This window comes from Nonomuraea maheshkhaliensis (genome assembly GCF_039529435.1).
Classification (GTDB): Bacteria; Actinomycetota; Actinomycetes; order Streptosporangiales; family Streptosporangiaceae; genus Nonomuraea; species Nonomuraea maheshkhaliensis.
In genome coordinates this window covers 1-19,501 of the sequence record NZ_BAAAMU010000067.1, presented here as the reverse complement: position 1 = coordinate 19,501, position 19,501 = coordinate 1, and the positions used below count along the sequence as shown (strand labels likewise).

17 protein-coding genes are annotated in these 19,501 nt (G+C 72.1%); 9 read left to right on the top strand and 8 right to left on the bottom strand.

The annotated features are described in order from the left end of the window. Positions 1-953 (bottom strand): ROK family transcriptional regulator (locus ABFX54_RS34870; RefSeq protein WP_346110908.1); only part of this gene is annotated, 953 nt, incomplete at its 3' end. 368 nt (positions 954-1,321) lie between these two features. Here ABFX54_RS34870 and ABFX54_RS34865 point away from each other — a divergent pair. From ABFX54_RS34865 to ABFX54_RS34845, 5 genes are all read left to right on the top strand, one after another. Beyond that, entirely contained in the window at positions 1,322-3,487 is a 2,166-nt protein-coding gene (locus ABFX54_RS34865; RefSeq protein WP_346110907.1) for a HelD family protein, read from the top strand. Positions 3,488-4,091: 604 nt separating this feature from the next. Beyond that, positions 4,092-5,726: an apolipoprotein N-acyltransferase gene (gene lnt / locus ABFX54_RS34860; RefSeq protein WP_346110906.1), complete on the top strand. Its 1,635-nt coding sequence runs from the start codon at positions 4,092-4,094 to the stop codon at positions 5,724-5,726. Beyond that, positions 5,723-6,472, top strand: a complete 750-nt coding sequence (locus tag ABFX54_RS34855; protein WP_346110905.1) for a polyprenol monophosphomannose synthase — start codon at positions 5,723-5,725, stop codon at positions 6,470-6,472. The genes lnt and ABFX54_RS34855 overlap by 4 nt, the downstream gene beginning before the upstream one ends. Before the next feature lie 384 nt (positions 6,473-6,856). Next, positions 6,857-7,387: an FxsA family protein gene (locus ABFX54_RS34850; RefSeq protein ID WP_346110903.1), complete on the top strand. Its 531-nt coding sequence runs from the start codon at positions 6,857-6,859 to the stop codon at positions 7,385-7,387. A gap of 27 nt (positions 7,388-7,414) precedes the next feature. After that, positions 7,415-8,299, top strand: coding sequence for a hypothetical protein (locus tag ABFX54_RS34845; RefSeq protein ID WP_346110902.1), 885 nt, complete (start codon positions 7,415-7,417; stop codon positions 8,297-8,299). Between the two features lie 114 nt (positions 8,300-8,413). Here the strand turns inward: ABFX54_RS34845 and ABFX54_RS34840 are convergent, their stop codons facing one another. The 7 genes from ABFX54_RS34840 to paaZ all read right to left on the bottom strand — a co-directional run bounded on the left by ABFX54_RS34840 (position 8,414) and on the right by paaZ (position 16,726). Further along, a complete protein-coding gene (locus tag ABFX54_RS34840; protein ID WP_106237674.1) occupies positions 8,414-8,758 on the bottom strand; it encodes an RNA polymerase-binding protein RbpA in 345 nt (114 codons plus the stop codon). Positions 8,759-8,947: 189 nt separating this feature from the next. Continuing rightward, positions 8,948-9,283: a hypothetical protein gene (locus tag ABFX54_RS34835; RefSeq protein ID WP_346110900.1), complete on the bottom strand. Its 336-nt coding sequence runs from the start codon at positions 9,281-9,283 to the stop codon at positions 8,948-8,950. Between the two features lie 627 nt (positions 9,284-9,910). Continuing rightward, positions 9,911-11,662 carry a dihydrolipoamide acetyltransferase family protein gene (locus ABFX54_RS34830; protein WP_346110899.1) on the bottom strand — a complete coding sequence of 584 codons (1,752 nt, stop codon included), beginning with the start codon at positions 11,660-11,662 and terminating at the stop codon, positions 9,911-9,913. Continuing rightward, positions 11,659-12,672: an alpha-ketoacid dehydrogenase subunit beta gene (locus ABFX54_RS34825; protein ID WP_346110898.1), complete on the bottom strand. Its 1,014-nt coding sequence runs from the start codon at positions 12,670-12,672 to the stop codon at positions 11,659-11,661. The genes ABFX54_RS34830 and ABFX54_RS34825 overlap by 4 nt, the downstream gene beginning before the upstream one ends. Before the next feature lie 190 nt (positions 12,673-12,862). Further along, entirely contained in the window at positions 12,863-13,984 is a 1,122-nt protein-coding gene (pdhA, locus tag ABFX54_RS34820; protein ID WP_346110896.1) for a pyruvate dehydrogenase (acetyl-transferring) E1 component subunit alpha, read from the bottom strand. A gap of 172 nt (positions 13,985-14,156) precedes the next feature. Further along, the gene (locus ABFX54_RS34815; protein WP_428834605.1) at positions 14,157-14,684 is read right to left on the bottom strand and encodes an Lrp/AsnC family transcriptional regulator; all 528 of its coding nucleotides are present in this window, start codon (positions 14,682-14,684) and stop codon (positions 14,157-14,159) included. Then, on the bottom strand, positions 14,681-16,726 hold the full coding sequence (gene paaZ, locus ABFX54_RS34810) for a phenylacetic acid degradation bifunctional protein PaaZ (RefSeq protein ID WP_346110895.1): 2,046 nt from the start codon (positions 16,724-16,726) through the stop codon (positions 14,681-14,683). Before paaZ ends, ABFX54_RS34815 begins: the two co-directional genes overlap by 4 nt. A gap of 107 nt (positions 16,727-16,833) precedes the next feature. On the opposite strand from paaZ, the gene paaA reads away from it, so the two are divergent. The 4 genes from paaA to ABFX54_RS34790 all read left to right on the top strand — a co-directional run. Then, on the top strand, positions 16,834-17,799 hold the full coding sequence (gene paaA / locus ABFX54_RS34805) for a 1,2-phenylacetyl-CoA epoxidase subunit PaaA (protein ID WP_346110893.1): 966 nt from the start codon (positions 16,834-16,836) through the stop codon (positions 17,797-17,799). After that, positions 17,796-18,089, top strand: coding sequence for a 1,2-phenylacetyl-CoA epoxidase subunit PaaB (gene paaB / locus ABFX54_RS34800; protein ID WP_346110892.1), 294 nt, complete (start codon positions 17,796-17,798; stop codon positions 18,087-18,089). The genes paaA and paaB overlap by 4 nt, the downstream gene beginning before the upstream one ends. A 100-nt stretch (positions 18,090-18,189) precedes the next feature. Beyond that, on the top strand, positions 18,190-19,122 hold the full coding sequence (paaC, locus tag ABFX54_RS34795) for a 1,2-phenylacetyl-CoA epoxidase subunit PaaC (RefSeq protein WP_346110890.1): 933 nt from the start codon (positions 18,190-18,192) through the stop codon (positions 19,120-19,122). Then, positions 19,119-19,501: iron-sulfur cluster assembly protein (locus tag ABFX54_RS34790; RefSeq protein WP_346110889.1), on the top strand; the 383-nt coding region annotated here is incomplete at its 3' end. The genes paaC and ABFX54_RS34790, both read left to right, overlap by 4 nt.

Below are 19,501 nucleotides of genomic sequence, written 5' to 3'. Positions count from 1 at the left end.
CGCGGCCGGCCGGCGCCGTCGCCCAACCCGGCCCTGGCGTCGTCGGCCCGCTGCCCGGTGCCGGCCGCCGCCCGTACGGCGTTGGCGACGGCCTGGCTGACGCCGCCGCCGCGCACGCCGTACGAGCGCAGCAGTTTCAGCACGGCGGCCCCGCCGCTCAGCGCCTGGAAGCCGTGGTTGGCGTAGCGGCCGGACTCGCGCGCCGTCGGCACGCCGGGGATCGGCATGTAGCCCACCTCGCCCGCCCCGCCCGTGGCGCCCCTGTGCATCCGCCCGTCCAGCACGATGGCGCAGCCGATGCCGCTGTCGGCCCACAGCAGCACGAAGTCGCGGTGGCCGCGGGCCGCGCCGTGCGCGCGCTCGGCCGCCGCGACCAGGTTGACGTTGTTCTCCACGGCCACGGGCACGCCGAGGCCGGCGCTGAGCGCGGGCACCAGGCCGGGCAGCTGCCAGCCCGGCACGTCCTTGGCGGCGGCGTACCCGAGCCTGCCGGTGGAGGGGTCGACGGCGGCCTGCACGCCGATCACGACCCGGCTCAGCGGGCCGGGCGGGTCGGTGCCGCGCAGCGCGGCCGACAGCCGCTCGACCAGGTCGCCGCGCGGGCGGCCGGGGGTCGGCAGCACGTGCTCGCCGACCACCGTGCCGGTCAGGTCGGCCACCCTGGCCTCGATCCGCCCAGGGGTGACGTCGAGGGCGCCCACGTACGCCGCCGCGGGGTTGATCCGGTAGACCTCGGCCGTACGGCCGGGCAGGCCCTCCCTGACCCCGTCCAGCACGACGAGCCCCGCCCGCTGGAGCCGGAGCAGGAGCTGGGAGGCGGTGGGCTTGGACAGCCCCGTCAGCGCGCCGATCTCGGGACGGGTCAGGGGGCCCCGCTCGATGAGGGCGCGCAGGGCGGCGCGATCATTGATGGCGCGTAGCAGACTGGGAGTCCCCGGGACCGGGCCGCTCACGGCATGTCTCCTTCTTCGTCATTAGGAAACTTTCCTAACTAAATGTGACGATAAAAAGAGCCGTGGCCGCAGGTCAAGGGGCGCGACCAAGACGTGACCGGGGCCCAGGAAAGCCCAGGGAAGGGGGAAAGTGATGAGAGTGCCTCGACGGGCATGCTAATGTCGTCGTTTGTCGTAACAACAAGCAGAATGGCCCGGAGTGTCCCATTAACCACATTAACGGTCAGGCGGCAACTCGTCAAACCGAGCTCGCCAGGGAGCAGGCGTACGTCACCACCCTGTACGACCGCCTCGACACCCTGCGTGAGCGAACCCAGCGGCAGCTCAAAGAGGTGCTCGCCGCCGGCGCCGTCGGCACGATGCAGAACATGTCCGAGCGCGACGCGTTCGCCGAGATGCACGCCACCCGCCTCGCCCGGCTCTGGGCCGTCGAGCGCGGCCTGGTGTTCGGCCGGCTCGATCACACCGACGAGGGCCGGCTCTACATCGGCAAGCTCGGCCTGACCGACGACGAGCAGCACCGCCTGCTCATCGACTGGCGGGCCCCCGTGGCGCAGCCGTTCTACCGCGCCACCCCGTCCGCGCCCATGGGCGTGACCAGGCGCCGCCACCTGCAGACCAAGGGCCGCGACGTCGTCGGCGTGGACGACGACCTGCTCGACCTCGACTCGCTCACCGACGACGACCGCGCCACGCTCAACGGCGAGGCCGCGCTGCTGGCCGCGCTCGACGAGCGGCGCACCGGCCGCATGCGCGACATCGTCGCCACCATCCAGTCCGAGCAGGACCGCGTCATCCGCAGCGACCTCAGCGGCGTGCTCGTGGTCCAGGGCGGCCCCGGCACCGGCAAGACCGTCGTGGCCCTGCACCGGGCCGCCTACCTGCTCTACACCCATCGCCAGCGGCTCGAACGCCGCGGCGTGCTCATCCTCGGGCCCAACCTCACCTTCCTGCGCTACATCGAGCAGGTCCTGCCCTCCCTCGGCGAGACCGACGTGCTGCTGTCCACCGTCGGCGAGCTCTACCCCGGCGTCACGGCCACCGCCAGGGAACGGCCCGAGGTGGCCGCGCTCAAGGGCGACCCGCGGATGGCCGACGTGATCGCCAAGGCCGTGCGCGACCGGCAGAAGATCCCCCGCCAGCCCATCGAGGTCACGCTCGGCCGGATCACGCTCACCATCGACCGCCCCATGCTGGAGGCGGCCAGGAACAAGGCCACCCGCTCGCGCCGCCCGCACAACCAGGCCCGCGCCGTCTTCGTCCGCTCGCTGCTCAACGCGCTGGCCAGGCAGCAGGCCCGCAAGATCGGCAAGGGGCTCATCGACGAGGAGGAGCTCGCCGACCTGCGCGAGGAGCTGCGCACCGAGCCGGTGATCAAGTCCGCGCTCAACCGGCTCTGGCCGTACCTGACGCCGCAGCGCCTCCTGCTCGGCCTGTACGGCTCCCCCGAACGCCTCGGCGCCGCCGGCTCCGCCCTGACCCCCGAGGAACGCCGCCTCCTGCGCCGCGACGGCGCCCGCGCGGGGGAGTGGACCGAGTCCGACGTCCCTCTGCTCGACGAGGCCGCCGAACTGCTCGGCGAGATCGACGAGCACGTGCTGCGCGCCAGCGCGATGCAGGCGGAGGAGGAGCTGGCCGCCGCCCGCCAGGCCGAGGAGAGCGAGCGCGAGGCCGAGATCGCCTACGCCCGCGAGGTCCTGGAGCTGACGGGCCTGTCCGACGTCGTGGAGGCCGAACGGCTGGCCGAGCGCCAGCGCGGCGACGGCCCCTACCTCACCACCGCCGAACGCGCCGCCGCCGACCGCACCTGGGCCTACGGCCACGTGATCGTGGACGAGGCGCAGGAGCTGTCGCCGATGGCCTGGCGGGCCGTCATGCGGCGCTGCCCGACCCGGTCGATGACGATCGTCGGCGACATCGCCCAGACCGGCTCGGCCGCCGGGGCCCGCTCGTGGGAGGAGGTGCTCGACCCGTACGTGGCCGGGCGCTGGCGCCAGGAGCGGCTGAGTGTCAACTACCGCACCCCGGTCGAGCTGATGGCCGTGGCAGCCCGCGTCCTGGCCACGATCGACCCCGCCCTGCGCGCCCCCGACTCCGTGCGCGAGGTGGACGCGCGGCCCTGGGCCGCGCCGCTGTCCGCACTGCCCGCCCTGGTCAAGGCGGAGACGGACGAGGGCGGCAAGGTCGCCGTGGTCGTGCCCGACGCGCGGCTGACCACCCTCGGCGAGCAGGTCGGCGCGGCCGTGCCCGGCACCGTCGTCGTCTCGCCCGGCGCCGCCCGGGCCAAGGGCGCCGAGGCCCTGGACGCGCCCGTCGCGGTCATGAGCGTGACCGACGCCAAGGGGCTGGAGTTCGACTCCGTCATCGTGGCCGAGCCCGACCTCATCGCCGCCCAGTCGCCACGCGGTCCCAGCGACCTGTATGTTGCTCTCACGCGTGCGACGCAGCGGCTCGGGGTCGTCCACGAGCGGCCGCTGTCGCCCGCGCTGCGGGACTTGCCAAGCCGCTCGCCGGTGCCCGCTAATGGGCTTTGACCGGCTTTACGGCCACCGGCCAAACATGTCCTACCTGCGAAAACTTGATGTTTCTGCTGATCGGGACACGGTTGACATCTGAGGTGGAGTCGGTAGTTTGCTGCGCAGTCCAGCACGGGACTTGGCCGGTTGGCCGTCTCTGACATCGCCGGATCCTGCGTCCGTGACGGAGTGTGACTTCGTCCACACAGCCAGGTGCAGGGCCGTCGGTCCGTCGAGTCGGGGCACCCCAACCGGGCGGGGGGTTGGACCCGGGACGGGTCCGGGAGCCCAGTAGACAACGGAATTCCGAGCTCGCCGCCGACGAGACGGGTCCGGTCCGAAGGGTTCCCGGGCCCTCTTCCCGTTCCCGTGCGCCGGACCGACATCGCGCCGGGTGATCCCGTTCAGCCACGGGATCACCCCGCCGCTCCGCTTCCGCCCTGAGCCGATAATTCGATCACCCGTGGCGCGCCGGACCTGAGCGCGGCCGCGGGGCGGTAGCGTTTTCGCCAGCAGGCATCGTGAGCGAGCTTCGTGAGCAGGGTTCGTGTGCAGGTTCGTGAGCGGGCCCTGTGAGCAGGCTTCGTGAGCAGGCTTCGTGACATGGCGAGGAGACCCCGGAGTGGTTCAGGAGACAACGAGCCCACCGCCCGCGGCCGGGCACGCCTCCGACGGGGCGGCGCGGCCGGGCACGCGATGGGTGCTGCCGGGCCGGATCGCCGCGGCAGTCGCCGGTGGCCTGACCCTCTTCGCGGCCTTCCCGCCGCTCGGCTGGTGGCCGTGCGCCCCCCTGGGCATCGCCCTCGTCATCGGCTCCCTGTACGGCGTCCGCGCCAGGCGGGCGGCCTGGCTCGGCTACCTGGCCGCCGCCGTGTTCCTGCTGCCCGCCCTCGCCTGGGTGCGCACCATCGGCGACGACGTGTGGTTCATGCTGGTCGCCACCGAGTGCTTCTTCTACGCCGCCATGGCCGCGCTGGCCGCGCCCGTGTTCCGGTCGCGGGGCTGGCCGCTGTGGTTCGCCGGTCTGTGGGTGCTCATGGAGTGGGCCCGCAGCCTGGTGCCCATCGGCGGGTTCCCCTGGGCCCGGGTGGCCTTCAGCCAGGGCGAGACGCCGTACACGCCGTATGCCGCGCTGGGCGGCGTGCCGCTGGTGTCGTTCGCCGTCGCGCTGCGCGCCGGCCGCCTGGTGCAGGCCGTGCTGAGCCGCCGCGCCGCCCCGCCGGCCGTGCTGACCCGCCTGACCGGCTCGTCGGCCGCGCGGGCTGCCGTGCTGGGCAGGGCCGTCCCGGTGGCGCTGGCGCTGCTCGTTCCCGCGCTGACGTTCGCGCTGCCCAGGCCGGGTGACGAGGGCCGCAGCGTCAACATCGGCATCGTGCAGGGCAACGTCCCTGGCCGGGGCATGTACGCGCTCGGCGACGAGCCCGCCGTCGTGCTGCGCAACCACGCCACCGAGACCAAACGGCTGGCTCAGGCCGTACGCGACGGCAAACTCCTCAAGCCCGACATCGTCGTCCTACCGGAAAACTCCACCGACATCGACCCCTACCGCGACGAATACGCCCGCCAGATCATCCAGGACGCCGTCTCCGACGTCGGCGTGCCCACGCTCGTCGGCGCCGTCGTCGCCATCGGCAGCGACGAACGCGCCACCCGCAGCCTGGTCTGGGACCCGGTGACCGGGGCCGGCGCCTACTACGACAAGCAGAATCTGGTGCCGTTCGGCGAATACACGCCGTTCAAGGACCTCGTGCTGGCGCTGTGGGAGCGGGCGAGCCTGGTCGGCAGGCAGTCGGTCCCCGGCGACAAACCGGGCGACCTGAAGATGGGGCCGGTCACGATCGGCGCGGTCAACTGCTACGAGGTCGCCTACGACGGCACCGTACGCGAGACCGTCCGCGCCGGCGGCAGCCCGATCGTCGTGCAGACCAACAACGCCAGCTACGCCGAGTCCAACCTGCCGCCGCAGCAGCTGGCCATGTCGCAACTGCGTGCCGTCGAGCACAACCGGGCCGTCGTGACCGCCGCCACCACGGGAATCTCGGCATACGTGACACCTGACGGTAAGGTCTCCTGGCAGACTCGCGAACTTGTCCCTGACATGAACGTGGTCAAGGTGCCCGTCCGCACGCAGGAAACGATCGCCACCAGGGTGGGCGTCCTGCCCGAATGGGCACTGATGGTGATGGGAGCGGCGGCGGCCGGAGTCGCCGTGTGGCGAGGCAGGCGGCGAGGCGATCGGATGAGGAACGACGGATGATGGAGACTCTCGGCCGGGTGCTCGTCGTCGTGCCGACCTACAACGAGCGCGACAACCTGCCGGCGATCGTCGAACGGGTGCGCGCCGCCGTCCCCGAGGCCCACGTGCTCGTGGCCGACGACAACAGCCCCGACGGCACCGGCGAGGTCGCCGACGAGCTCGCCGACGCCGACGACCAGGTGCACGTCCTGCACCGGCCGGGCAAGCAGGGCCTCGGAGCCGCCTACATCGCCGGATTCCGCTGGGGCTTGCAGGAGGGCTACGACGTCCTGGTCGAGATGGACGCCGACGGCTCGCACCAGCCCGAGGAGCTGCCCAAACTGCTGGAGGCGCTGGCCGAGGGCGCCGACCTGGCCATCGGCTCGCGCTACGTGCCCGGCGGCAAGGTGGTCAACTGGCCGCAGCGGCGCGAGCTGCTGTCCAAAGGGGCCAACATCTACACCCGGGTCATGCTCGGCCTGCCCGTACGCGACGCGACCGCCGGCTTCCGCGCCTACCGCGCCGCCACGCTGGAGAAGGTGGGGCTGTCCGGGGTGGAGTCGCAGGGCTACTGCTTCCAGGTCGACCTGACCCTGCGCACGTCCCGCCACGGGCTGCGGGTGGTGGAGGTGCCCATCACGTTCGTGGAGCGGACGGTGGGTAAGAGCAAGATGAACGGCAAGGTCATGTCCGAGGCGCTGTGGCGGATCGGGCTGTGGGGCGTCACGGGGCTCCCCAAACGCCTCAAGGGCAACCCCAGATCCTGACGGCTTGGTCGACGGCCGGCCGACGAGGTGGGACGTCTGGGTGGGCGAGACGGGTCGAACCCGGCGGGAAGGCCGGCCAGGGCGGCTGGGCGGCCCGGATGGACGGACGGGCGAGACCGTTGGGCGGGGGAGACGGTCGGGCGGAAAGGTCGGCACGGGCGGCTGTGTGGCTGGGTGACCTACGGGTGTGGCGACGGAGCTGACCCGCACACGCTGGACCACGGCGGCCGACTGCGGGCACGGCCCGGGACTGGGATCCGGGACTGGGACCCGGGACTGGGTCGGGGATGTCCCTGATTCGTCGGCCATGCCGGAACGCTCGGCGGGTTCCGGGCGTTGTCTCTGCTGTAAGGCGCGCGCGCGATGTGCGGAATCGAGGAAACGATGCGGCTGTTGCTCTTCCTGGCCTTCCTGGTCGTCCCGATCCTGGAGATCTGGCTGCTGATCCAGATCGGGTCGGTGATCGGCGGGCCCGCCACCATCGCCCTGCTCATCGCCGACAGCCTCCTGGGCGCCTGGCTGGTCCGCCGCGAGGGACGCCGGGCCTGGCGGGTGCTGCAGGACGCGATCAAGTCCGGCCGCATGCCCGACCGCGAGCTGGCCGACGGCGGCATCATCCTGGTGGGCGGCACCCTGCTGCTGACGCCGGGCTTCTTCCTCGACGTGTTCGGCTTCCTGTGCCTGATCCCGTTCACCCGGCCGATGATGCGCCGTCTGGGCGCGTACTTCTTCGAGCGCCGGATCAAGAAGATGGCCGCCTCCTCGCCGTACGCGGGCCTCTTCCCGCCGTCCACCGGCTTCCCCGGCCAGGACGCGGGCCCGTACGCGAACGGAGACGCGCAGACGGGTGCGCCGCAGGGCGGCCGGGTGGTGCACGGCGAGGTGATCCGCGAGGACCGCGACTCCGCGTCCTGAGGGCCTGGGGGACCTTATGATCATCGGGTGCGTCCACGGGGTTTCTTGTCGATCGTGCTCGTGATCAACCTGACGGCCGGGTGCGGGGGACAGGCCGCTCCGCCATCCGCCGAGGCGGTGGCCCGGCTGGCGGAAGACTCGGCAGGAGTGCGGATCGCCAAGCGGGTCCGGCTGGACTACGGCCAGGCGATGCCCACGCCTCGGGCTGAGGACGACCTCATCGTGCCGGTCGACATCGGCGAATACAGCGAGAGCCGGACCACCGGGGTCATGCGGCTCGGCGCGGACGCCTCCGACCTGACCACGACGTTTCACCGGACCAACATCCCCGAAGAGCTGAAGGGCATCGTCCCGGACGATCTCTCGTCGATGACGACCAGGACGATCTCGATCGACGGCTCCGGCACCTACGAGCATCGGGCCGATCGGAGGGACGTTCCGGTCGGCAAGACCTGGCTGCACCACAGCGGCAGCGGCTGCGGAACGGTGGAGCGCGCCGTCGGATCACTCGACCTGCGGGCGATCCTGTCGCCCGAGGTGCTGCGGAAACTCACGGCACCCGCTCCCTCTCCGGGAGAGGTCATCGACGGGGTCTCCACCGTCCTGCACACCGGGAGCGCCGCGCAGAGCGAGTTCAGCGGGCGGGCCCCAGGCGATGACCCCGTCACCCTCGAGGTGCTGCGCGAGCGGTTCCGCTCGGTGGAGGTCTCATGGCGGTTGTGGGTCGGGCCGGACGGGCTTCCCCGACGGCTCCGTCTCGAGGCGGCCATGCCCGCGGCCGAGGAGGGCATGCCCAGGACCTCCGTGACCGAGATCGACTTCACCGGCTGGGGAAGTGACGTCGCCATCGAGCCCCCGCCGGGGGAGCAGGTGCACGAGACCGGCAGTTGCCTCGCCCCGGAACCCCAATGATCTCCTGTCACGCGCTCCGTCCCGATGGGGAGGGCTCAGGGGCACAGCTGGGTTCTCCGAGCAAGACAAAACCCCCCGGGCGGTCGGCCCGGGGGGTTTCACCGTGAGAGTAGGTCAGGCGCTCTTGCGACGCTGAGCCCGCAGCACAGCAAGCCGCTCGTTGAGCACCTCTTCAAGATCTTCGATGGACCGCCGCTCCAGGAGCATGTCCCAGTGTGTCCGCGGGGGCTTGGTCTTCTTGGACTCCGGCTGCTCGCCGTCCATGCGGACCGCTGTCGCGCCGCACATGCGGCATTCCCAAGTCGCGGGAATCTCGGCCTCTGCGGCAAGCGGAACCTCGAAGTGATGGCCCTTCGGACAGGTGTAGGACACCTCCTGGCGCGGGGCCAGATCCGTGTTACGGTCGTTCTCGTAGCTGGTTGCCCCGAGCCGGGTGCCACGAAGTGCGCGCTCGCCCATGTCTAAATGCCTCCTACAGGGCCCCCTTGCGTGGGGGGTCTGTCTCCCACGGTGTCTAACGCTTGGTACCGTGATGGGATTCCCACCCGCGGGGTGATCCAATCGCGCTTGACGCCTCGGTTCTTCACATGATCGTCGATCAAGCCCGCACGCTGGGGTTTCGTGTCCGGTCCGCGGCTTTTCCCGCGATCAGCGGGTCCAAGGCGGGCTGTCGCCCATTTTCTGGTAGTAGCGCGCCAAATGGCTTTTGACCCGGTCTACTTCGTCGGCGGGCAGATCGATGCCGCCACGGGCGCCCTGCATGATGTTGCCCGCGGCCATGACGGCACGCGGCACGGCCTTCAGCCTGCCCCCGATGACGTCGGCGATCAGCAGCTTGTAACTGCCGAAGTTCCCGGGCTTGTCGCCGTCGTACCAGACGTGGGCGTCCCGGTACGCGGCGTCCGGCTCGTCCTCGGCGTCCGCCCAGTCGCGCACCCGCTTCTCGGCCGCATCACCGTCCCACTCACGGTCACGGTCGGCCAAGGGCAGATCTTGGAACCTGGTGACAGTCATGCCCTCCGGCTACCCGGTCCGGGTCGGGTAAACGAAGGACTCGAAAACCTTTGCCAACTCGCTGCCCCTCGGCCCGCAGGCTGGACGCCTAAACGGGTCGGGAGATCTGCGCAGGTCAGACGCCCGCGCAGGCCGGGCGGTTGCGGGGTCGGGGTCTGCGCGGTGGGGCGCTTGTGCGGGCGGGGGTCTATGAAGGTCAGCCGCTCGGACAGGCCAGGCGTTGCCACGGTCGGGGGTTTGCGTGGCTGGGCGCTCGTGTGGGCCGGATATGAGTGTGGGTGAGATGTCCGTGTGGGTTGACCGCCGGGTGAGGGTCAGGCGCGGGCGCGGGCGCGGGCCGGATACCGGTACAGGCGAGACGCGGGTGCGGGTCAGCCACCCGTGCGGGTCAGAGGCCGGTGCGGACCAGAGGCCGCGCGTGGGTTGGACGTCTGCACCGGGTTGGACGTCTGCACCGGGTTGGACGTCTGCACCGGGCTGGACGTCTGCACCGGGTCGGGCGCCTGCCTCAGGTTGGATGCCTGCCCAGGGTGGCGCTCGCCCGGGGTGGCGCCCGTGCAGGGCGGACGCCGACGCAGGGTGGGCGACTCGTGCGGGTCAGACGTCGGCCAGGAGGATCGCCGGGTTCTCCACGCAGTCGGCCACGTGGCGGAGGAAGCCGCCGGCGGTGCCGCCGTCGCAGACTCGGTGATCGAAGGTGAAGGAGAGCTGGGTGATCTTGCGGGCGGTGACGACTCCGCCGCTCACCCAGGGGCGGTCGATGATGCGGCCCACGCCCAGCAGGGCCGCCTCGGGGTGGTTGATGATCGGGGTGGAGCCGTCCACGCCGAAGACGCCGTAGTTGTTGAGCGTGAACGTGCCGCCGGTCAGCGCCTGCGGAGACAGCCTGCCCGCACGGGCCAGAGCCGTCAGCCTGGTCAGTTCGGCGGCGAGCTCGGCGGTCGTCATCAGGTGGGCGTCGCGGATCACCGGCACGACGAGGCCGCGGTCGGTCTGGGCGGCGAAGCCGAGGTTGACGTGGCCGTACCGGACGATCTCGGACCGGTCGGTGTCCACGGAGGAGTTCAGCTCGGGGAAGCGGCGCAGACCGTCCACGCAGATGCGGGCCAGCAGGGCCATCAAGCCGATGCCGAGATCGGGACGGGACCGTCTGAGGGCGTCCCTGGCCGCCAGCAGGTCGGTGGCGTCCACGTCCACCCAGGTCGTGGCGTCGGGGATCTCGGCCCGGCTGCGACTCAGCTTCTCGGCCACGGCCCGCCGCAGGCCACGCAAGGGGATTCGCTCGTCCACCAGCCCTCTTGCTCGGGCGCCCGGGGCATCGTCGGCAGAGGCGGGGACGGCAGCGGCGGGGACGGGAGTGGGGGCGTGCGGGCTCGTCCGCGTGGTGAGGACATGCGCCGGGGTGGCTTGCGGGGGAACGGCTTGCGAGGCGATGGCCTGCTCGCCGGGGGACTGCTCCACGACGGCCCGTTCGGCGATGGCCTGCTCCCCGATGGCCGGCTCGGTGCCGGTTTGTTCGGCGATGGCTCGTTCGACGTCGCGTCGCAGGATCACGGCGTGCGGGCCGGTGGGGGTGATGTCGGTCAGGTCGATGCCGTGGTCGCGGGCCATCCGGCGAACCAGAGGGGAGATCACCCGCGGCGCCTGGGACTCGACCGCGAAGGCATCCGCCTCAGCCGCACCACGAAGGTCGGCACGACGGTTGTCCCCGGGCCGGTCGCTGATGGGATGGTCGCCGACAGGGCGGCCTCCCACGGGACGGGCGGGGGTGAGGCGCTTGCCCATGGTGCGGTCGGCGGCGGTGTGCGAGCTTGCGGAGTGCTCGGCTTGGCCGCTGCCGGCCGTGGCGTGGTCGTCCGTGGCTCGGTCGGGCGTCAGGCTGCCCGCCGTGAGGTCGTCAGCCGCAAGGGAACCGGTCGTGGGGTGGCCGGTTGGCGGGTGGATGCTTGCCGGGCGGGGGGTGCGGCGGCGGCGTCGGGTGCCTGGGGCGTGGCCGGTGCCGTAGCCGATCAGGACGTTGCCGGAGCCTGCCCGTTCCTCCTCCCGGTACTGCGCCGCCGCCCCGGAGCCCGGTTCAGGCTGGTCGGCGGTGGCTGCGGGTGGGCCGATCTCGATCAGGGGGAGGCCCACCGACAGGACGGCGCCGGGAGCGGCGTGCAGGGCCAGGACGGTGCCCGCGTACGGCACCGGCACCTCCACAGCGGCCTTCGCGGTCTCGACCTCCACCACGATCTGGTCGACCTCGACCGTGTCCCCGACGGAGACCTTCCACTCGAGGATCTCGGCCTCGGTCAGCCCCTCGCCGAGGTCCGGCAGGCGGAACACCTGCCGCGCGGCCGTCGCCCTCATGACGCCGCCTCTTCGCGCCGAAGGTGCAGCACGTCCGGCCGGTCGTCGAACTGCAGCCGGTCCACCGTGTCCAGGACCCGATCGACGTCCGGCAGGTGCGAGTGCTCAAGTTTCGGCGGCGGGTACGGAATGTCGAAACCGGTGACCCGCAGCACCGGCGCGGCCAGGGAGTGGAAGCAGCGCTCCTGGACGCGGGCCGCGATCTCTGCCCCCACCCCGGCGAACCCCTGCGCCTCCTGGATCACCACGCACCGCCCGGTCCTGCGTACGGACGCCATGACGCTCTCGTCGTCGAACGGGACGATCGTCCGCAGATCCACCACCTCCAGGGACCGGCCTTCCGCGGCCGCCGCCTCGGCGGCCTGCAGCGCCACCGGTACGCCGGGGCCGTAGGCGACGAGCGTGGCGTCGCCGCCCGCGCGCCGCACGACCGCCCGCCCGAACCCCGGCGCGCGCCGCTCACCGGGTGTGAAGCCGGATTTGGACCAGTACAGCCGCTTCGGCTCCATGAAGATCACCGGGTCGGGGTCGGCGATGGCGTCGCGGAGCAGCCAGTACGCGTCCTCGACCGTGGCGGGCGTCACGACCTTCAGCCCGGGGGTGTGGGCGTAGTACGCCTCGCTGGAGTCGCAGTGGTGCTCGACCCCGCCGATGCCGCCCGCGAACGGGATGCGGATCACCATGGGCAGCGACAGCAGGCCCCGGGTGCGGTTACGGGTCTTGGCCACGTGCGAGACGATCTGCTCGAAGGCCGGATAGGCGAAGGCGTCGAACTGCATCTCGACCACGGGACGGAACCCGCCCATCGCCATCCCCACGGCCAGCCCCACGATCCCGGACTCGGCGAGCGGGGTGTCGAAGCACCGTTCCTCGCCGAACTCCCTGGTCAGGCCGTCGGTGACGCGGAAGACCCCGCCCAGCGGGCCGACGTCCTCGCCGAAGACGAGCACCCGTTCGTCCTCGCGCATCGCGTCCCGCAGGGCGGCGTTCAACGCCTGCCCCATCGACATCGACGTGGATGCGGAGGTACGCGTCGCCGGCGCCGGCTCTGGCTTTGCCGCCCGTGCAGACGGTTCCGGCGTCGGCTTCTGCGCAGGCGTCGATCGCGCAGGCGTCGATCGCGCCGGCTGCGGGCCCGGTGCGGGCTCGGGCACCGATACGGACATTGCATCGGACATTGAATCGGACATGGCGGTCATGTCACTCCTCCGGGGCGCTCAGCTCGGCCGCGAGCAGCGCGCGCTGCTCGCGCAGCTGCGGCGTCGGGGCGGCGAAGACGTGGTCGAACAGCTCGAACGGATCCGTCTCCGGCTCCGCGTTCATCCGGTCGCGGACGCGGGCCGCGTACTCCTCGGCGGCCTCGTGCGCCGCCTCGACGCCGGCCGCGTCGAGCAGCCCCCGGCCGCGCAGGTACGTCTCCAGCCGGGCCAGGGGATCGGCCGCCTCCCACCGCGCGACCTCCTCGGCGTCGCGGTAGCGGGTGGCGTCGTCGGCGTTCGTGTGCGATTCGATCCGGTACGTGTGCGCCTCGACCAGGAACGGCCCGCCGCCCTCGCGCGCGTGCCGGACCGCCTCGGTCAGCACGGACAGGACCGCGACGAGGTCGTTGCCGTCCACCTGCTCGGAGCGGATCCCGTACCCGACGCCCTTGTACGCGAGCGCGGGAGCGGCGCTCTGCCGGGCCAGCGGCACGGAGATGGCGTACTTGTTGTTCTGCACGAAGAACACGACGGGGGAGCGCAGGACGGCCGCGTAGTTGAGCGCCTCGTGGAAGTCGCCCTCGCTGGTGCCGCCGTCGCCGATGAAGGCCATGGCGACCGCGTCCTCGCCCCTGCGCCGCAGCGCCTCCGCCATGCCGACCGCGTGGATCGTCTGGGTGGCCAGTGGCGTGCACTGGGGCGCGACGCGCACGGCCGCGGGGTCGTAGCCGCAGTGCCAGTCGCCGCGCAGCAGCGTGAGCACCTCGACGGGGTCGAGGCCGCGCGCGACCAGCGCCACGCAGTCGCGGTAGGTGGGGAACAGCCAGTCGTCCGCGCGCAGCGCGAGCACACCGGCGATCTGGCACGCCTCCTGCCCCCTGCTGGACGGGTAGACGGCGAGCCGGCCCTGCTTGGTCAGCGCGGTCGCCTGGCGGTCGAACCGGCGGCCCAGGACCATGCGGCGGTAGGCGTCCACGAGCAGGTCGTCCGCGGGCGCCCGGTATTCGGCCCGGTAGCCGGCCTCGCCGCCGGTGGGCGGGCCGGCGGCGGTGCCGTCCTCGGCGACGAAGCGTACGGGGACGGGCTCGGGGAGAAGACCGCCGGCCACCTGATGACGGGACATGGCGACGCTCGCTTTCGCTGGACGTTTGACAAGAGAAGCGTCCGCGTCACGCACCATCTGTTCAAGACATCAGGCGCAATAGGCGACAAATGGCCTCAAGAGGGCATTTATGAGGCCAAATGTCGATCGATGAGCGAGCCGAGCGGAGGAAGACCGGACGTTTTGCCGTGGCTCACCCCCGGCCTTTGCCCCATTCCGCGCCCCGCCCCCGGGCCTCGTCGAACACGAGCCACGTCCGCGTCGCCCTTACGCCCGGGATGTCCTGGATGCGTTCCAGCACCATGTGCCGCAGTGCCGCGTTGTCCGGCGTCCTGACCAGCACCAGGATGTCGTAGTCGCCGCCGACCATGGCGAAGTGCTCCACGTACGCGATCTCACGCAGCGCCGCCGACACCCCCCGCCAGGAGTTCTGCTCGATGGTCACCGAGACGTACGCGCTGGTGCCCAGGCCCGCCTTCGCCGGCGCGATCTCGGCCGTGAAGCCCGTGATCACGCCGTCGTCGATGAGCCTGGTCAGGCGCGCGTACGCGCTGGCCCGGGAGATGTGCACGTGCTCGGCCAGCGTCCGCACCGACATGCGGCCGTCACGCAGCAGCTCGGCGATGATCGCCCGGTCCACCTCGTCCAGCGGCGCCGCGGAACGCCCCGGCCAGCCCTCGCCGGGGCTCTCGCGCTCGGCGGGCGGCGCGGGCCCGTTCACCGCGTGTCCTCCTCCCAGGTCTTGGCCACCAGGGTGAGGACGTCGTACGTGGCGACAGCCTGGCCCTCCTGGTTGCTCACCACGGCGTCCCAGCGGACCTCGCCGTAGTCGGCCCCGGTGCGCGGCGTGATCTGCTTGACCGTCAGCGTCACCGCGATGGCGTCCCCCGCCTTGACGGGGGTGAGGAAGCGCAGCGCGTCCACGCCGAAGTTCGCCAGCACGGGCCCGGGCGCCGGGTCCACGAACAGCCCGGCGGCCAGCGAGACGACCAGGTAGCCGTGCGCGACGATCCCGCCGAACAGCGGGTTGCGCGCGGCCGCCGCCGCGTCGGTGTGGGCGTAGAAGGTGTCGCCGGTGAACTCGGCGAAGTGCTCGATGTCGGCCAGCGTGACCGTGCGCGGCGCGGAGGCGATCGTGTCGCCGATCCGCAGCTCGGCCAGCGACTTGCGGAAGGGGTGCACGCCGGAGCCGGCGCGGGCGGCGCCGGTCGTCCAGCGTCCGGTGACCGCGGTGAGCAGGTCGGGTGAGGCCTGTACGGCGCTGCGCTGCATGTGGTGCAGCACCCCGCGGATCCCGCCCAGCTCCTCGCCGCCGCCGGCCCGCCCGGGGCCGCCGTGGACGAGGACGGGCAGGGGCGAGCCGTGCCCGGTGGACTCCTTGGCGTCGTCCCGGTCGAGGACGAGCACCCGCCCGTGCCACGGCGCGAGCCCGAGCACGACGCTCCTGGCCACCTCGGGATCGTGGGTGACCACGGAGGCGACCAGGCTGCCCCGGCCCCGCGCGGCCAGCGTCACCGCCTCGTCCAGGCCGTCGTAGGAGAGCACGGTGCTGACCGGGCCGAACGGCTCGACGTCGTGCGGCTCGGTGGCGCCGGGCCGCGCCCGCAGCACCAGCGGGGTCATGAACGCGCCCCTGGTCGCGTCCCCGTCCAGCAGGGGAGCGCCGGCGGGGTCGCCGGCCACCACGTCGGAGCTCGCGCGCAGCGCCTCGACGGCCTTGCGCACCTCCTCGCGCTGGCCGAGGCCGGCCAGCGCGCCCATCCGCACGTCCGGGTTGCGCGGGTCGCCCACACTCACCTTCGCCAGGCGCGCGGCCAGCGCCTCCACCACCTCGCCCGTCAACGCGGACGGTACGAGCACGCGGCGGATGGCGGTGCACTTCTGCCCGGCCTTGACCGTCATCTCGGTGACGACGCCCTTGACGAACAGGTCGAACTCGGGATCGTCAGGGCGCACGTCGGGGCCGAGGATCGAGCAGTTGAGCGAGTCGGCCTCGACGCCGAGGACGACGCCGCCGTCCAGCACGTTCGGATGGCGGCGCAGGATGCCGGCGGTGTGGGCCGAGCCGGTGAAGGCCACGGAGTCCTGCACGGTCAGCTCGTCGAGCAGGCCGCCCGCGCTGCCCGCGACGAGCTGGAGCGTGCCTTCGGGCAGGATCCCCGACGCCACGATCAGCCGGACGGCACGCTCGGTGAGGTAGGCGGTCTGGCTGGCCGGCTTGACGATCGAGGGCAGCCCGGCCAGGAAGGCGGGGGCCAGCTTCTCCAGCATGCCCCAGACGGGGAAGTTGAACGCGTTGATCTGCACGGCCACGCCCGGCCTGGAGGCGTAGAGGTGCTGGCCGACGAAAGTGCCGCCCTTGCCCAGCCGCTCCAGGCCGCCGTCGAGGTAGACCGTGTCGTTCGGCAGCTCGCGCACGCCCTTGCTGGCGTAGCTGAACAGGGTGCCGATGCCGCCGTCCACGTCGATCGCGGTGTCGCGGGTGGTGGCGCCGGTCCGCAGCGACAGGGCGTACAGCTCGTCCTTGCCCTCCAGCAGGTGCTTGGCCAGCGCCTTGAGCAGCGCGGCCCGCTCGTGGAAGGTCAGGGCTCGCAGCGCGGGCCCGCCGGTCTCGCGGGCGTGGCGGACCATCGCCGCGACGTCCAGCCCTCGGCTGGAGACGCGCGCGACCTCCTCGCCAGTGGCGGCGTCGAGCAGCGGCTCCCCGTCGTCGGCCGGGCGGAACCACCGTCCGGCGGCATAGCTCTCCAGCAGCGTGCTCACACTGTCTCCTCTCCCCGGGCGTGACCTGTTGCGCGGGCACCCCTCCCTGTGCGACCTTATTACTGACCGAGCGATAAGTAAATGAGCCGGAGGGTCTCGGAGGAAACATGACGACCACCCCAGCGGACCCGGCCCTGGAGAGCCGGCTGCAGGCCGGTTTCGACGCGACCATCGCCCGCCACGACCGCATCGAGCCCCGGGACTGGATGCCGGACGCCTACCGCAGGACCCTCATCCGCCAGATCGCCCAGCACGCCCACTCCGAGATCATCGGCATGCAGCCCGAGGGCAACTGGATCAGCCGCGCGCCGTCGCTGCGGCGCAAGGCGATTCTGCTGGCCAAGGTGCAGGACGAGGCGGGGCACGGGCTCTATCTTTACTCCGCGTGCGAGACGCTGGGCGTCTCCCGCGCCGAGCTGACCGATCTGCTGCTGTCCGGCCGGCAGAAATACTCCTCGATCTTCAACTATCCGGCGCTGTCGTACGCCGACGTCGGCACCATCGGCTGGCTGGTGGACGGCGCCGCCATCTGCAACCAGGTGCCGCTCTGCCGCACCTCCTACGGCCCGTACGGGCGCGCCATGATCCGCATCTGCAAGGAGGAGTCCTTCCACCAGCGGCAGGGCTACGAGCTGCTGATGACGATGATGCGTGGCACCGACGCCCAGCGCGCCATGGTGCAGGAGTCGGTCGACCGGTTCTGGTGGCCGGTGCTGATGATGTTCGGCCCGCCTGACGCGCAGTCGCCCAACAGCGCGCGGTCGATGGCGTGGGGCATCAAGCGCAACTCCAACGACGAGCTGCGGCAGAAGTTCGTGGACATGACCGTCCCGCAGGCCGAGGCGCTCGGCGTCACGCTGCCCGACCCCGATCTGCGCTGGGACGAGGAACGCGGCCACTACGACTTCGGCGAGCCCGACTGGGAGGAGTTCGCCGCGATCCTGCGCGGGGACGGGCCGTGCAACGCGCAGCGGATGGCCCACCGCCGGGCCGCGCACGAGGACGGGGCCTGGGTGCGCGAGGCCGCCACCGCGTTCGCCGAGCGCGCGAGTGCCGTGGAGGGCGTCCGATGAGCGGCGATCGGCGGGAGTGGCCGCTGTACGAGGTGTTCGTCCGGGGCAAGCGCGGGCTCAACCACGTGCATGTGGGGTCGCTGCACGCGCCGGACGACGCGATGGCGCTGCGGCACGCCCGGGACGTCTACACGCGGCGGAACGAGGGAGTCAGCATCTGGGTCGTACGGGCGGACGCCATCGCCGCGTCCAGCCCGGACGAGAAGGACCCGCTGTTCGCGCCGAACGGCGACAAGGTCTACCGGCATCCGACGTTCTACGACATTCCCGGCGATGTCCCGCACATGTGAGCCTTCACGATCGGAACCACCCATCATGAGCGACAAATCTGTGACCGGCGAACCTGGGACCGGCGAACCCAGGGGCGTCCGACCTGTGCCGGGCGGACCTGTGAACGACGGACCCTGGGGTGACGAGCACGGCAGCGTCTTCGACGGGCTGCTCGGCGGCGACTCGTCCCAGTGGGCCTTCGGCACAGACTTCGAGGACCCGCTGGCCGGCGTCGACACCACCACGCCCGGCGGCGTGGACCCCGCCGACCTGGCCGCGTACTGCCTCATGCTCGGCGACGACGCCCTGATCATGTCGCAGCGCCTGTCCGAGTGGTGCAGCCGCGCCCCCGACCTGGAGGAGGACATCGCGCTGGCGAACATGGCGCTCGACCTGCTGGGGCAGGCGCGGCTGCTGCTGGCGCGGGCGGCCGCCGCCGATCCGGGTGTCGTGCCCGCGCTGCCCGAGGGCTCGCCGGTGCCGCCGGAGGACGCGCTGGCCTTCTTCCGCGACGACCGGGACTTCCGCAACGTCCGCCTGGCCGAGGTGGACAACGGCGACTTCGCGCACGTCGTCGTCCGCCTGCTGCTGTTCTCGGCGGCCCTGCCCACCCTGCTCGAACGGCTGCGCGCCAGCCGTGACCACGTGCTGGCCGCCGTGGCGGCGAAGGGCGTCAAGGAGGTCGCCTACCACCGCGACTGGGCCGGGCGCTGGTTCCTCACGCTCGCCCTCGGCACCGAGGAGTCCCGCCGCAGGCTCCTGACGGCCCTGGACGAGCTGTGGCCGCTGCTGGCCGAGCTGACCGGGACGCATCCCCTCGAACGCTCCCTGGCCCAGGCCGGGGTCGCCGCCGACACCTCGTCCCTGCCCGGCGAGGTGGACGCCGTCCTCGGCCAGGTGCTCGCCACGAGCGGCGTCCCCCGTCCGGAACGGGCCCCGCTGGCCGGCGTCGGAGGGCGGACGGGCCGCGACGGTCTGCACACCGAGGCCCTGAGCCGGCTGCTCGCCGAGATGCAGGTGGTCGCCCGCGCCCACCCGAGCGGACGCTGGTGACCACCACTCACGGCCCCGTCCGGAGCGCCGTTCAGGTCGCCAGGGAGGTGGCAGGGCAGGTGCGCGATCCCGAGATGCCCATGCTCACCCTCGCCGACCTCGGTGTCCTGCGCGGCGTCGAAGTGGTACGGGACGAGGCCGGCGCGGAGGTCGTCGTGGCCTCGATCACGCCGACCTACACCGGCTGCCCCGCGATGGCGACCATGCGCGACGACCTCGTCCACCGGCTCAACGACGCCGGGTTCGGCCGGGTCGAGGTGCGGGTCGTGCTCGACCCGCCGTGGTCCAGCGACTGGATCTCCGAACGCGGCCGCGCCGCCCTGCGCGAGGCCGGCCTGTCGGCGCCCGGCCCGGCCCCCCGGCGGAGCGCGGGACCGGT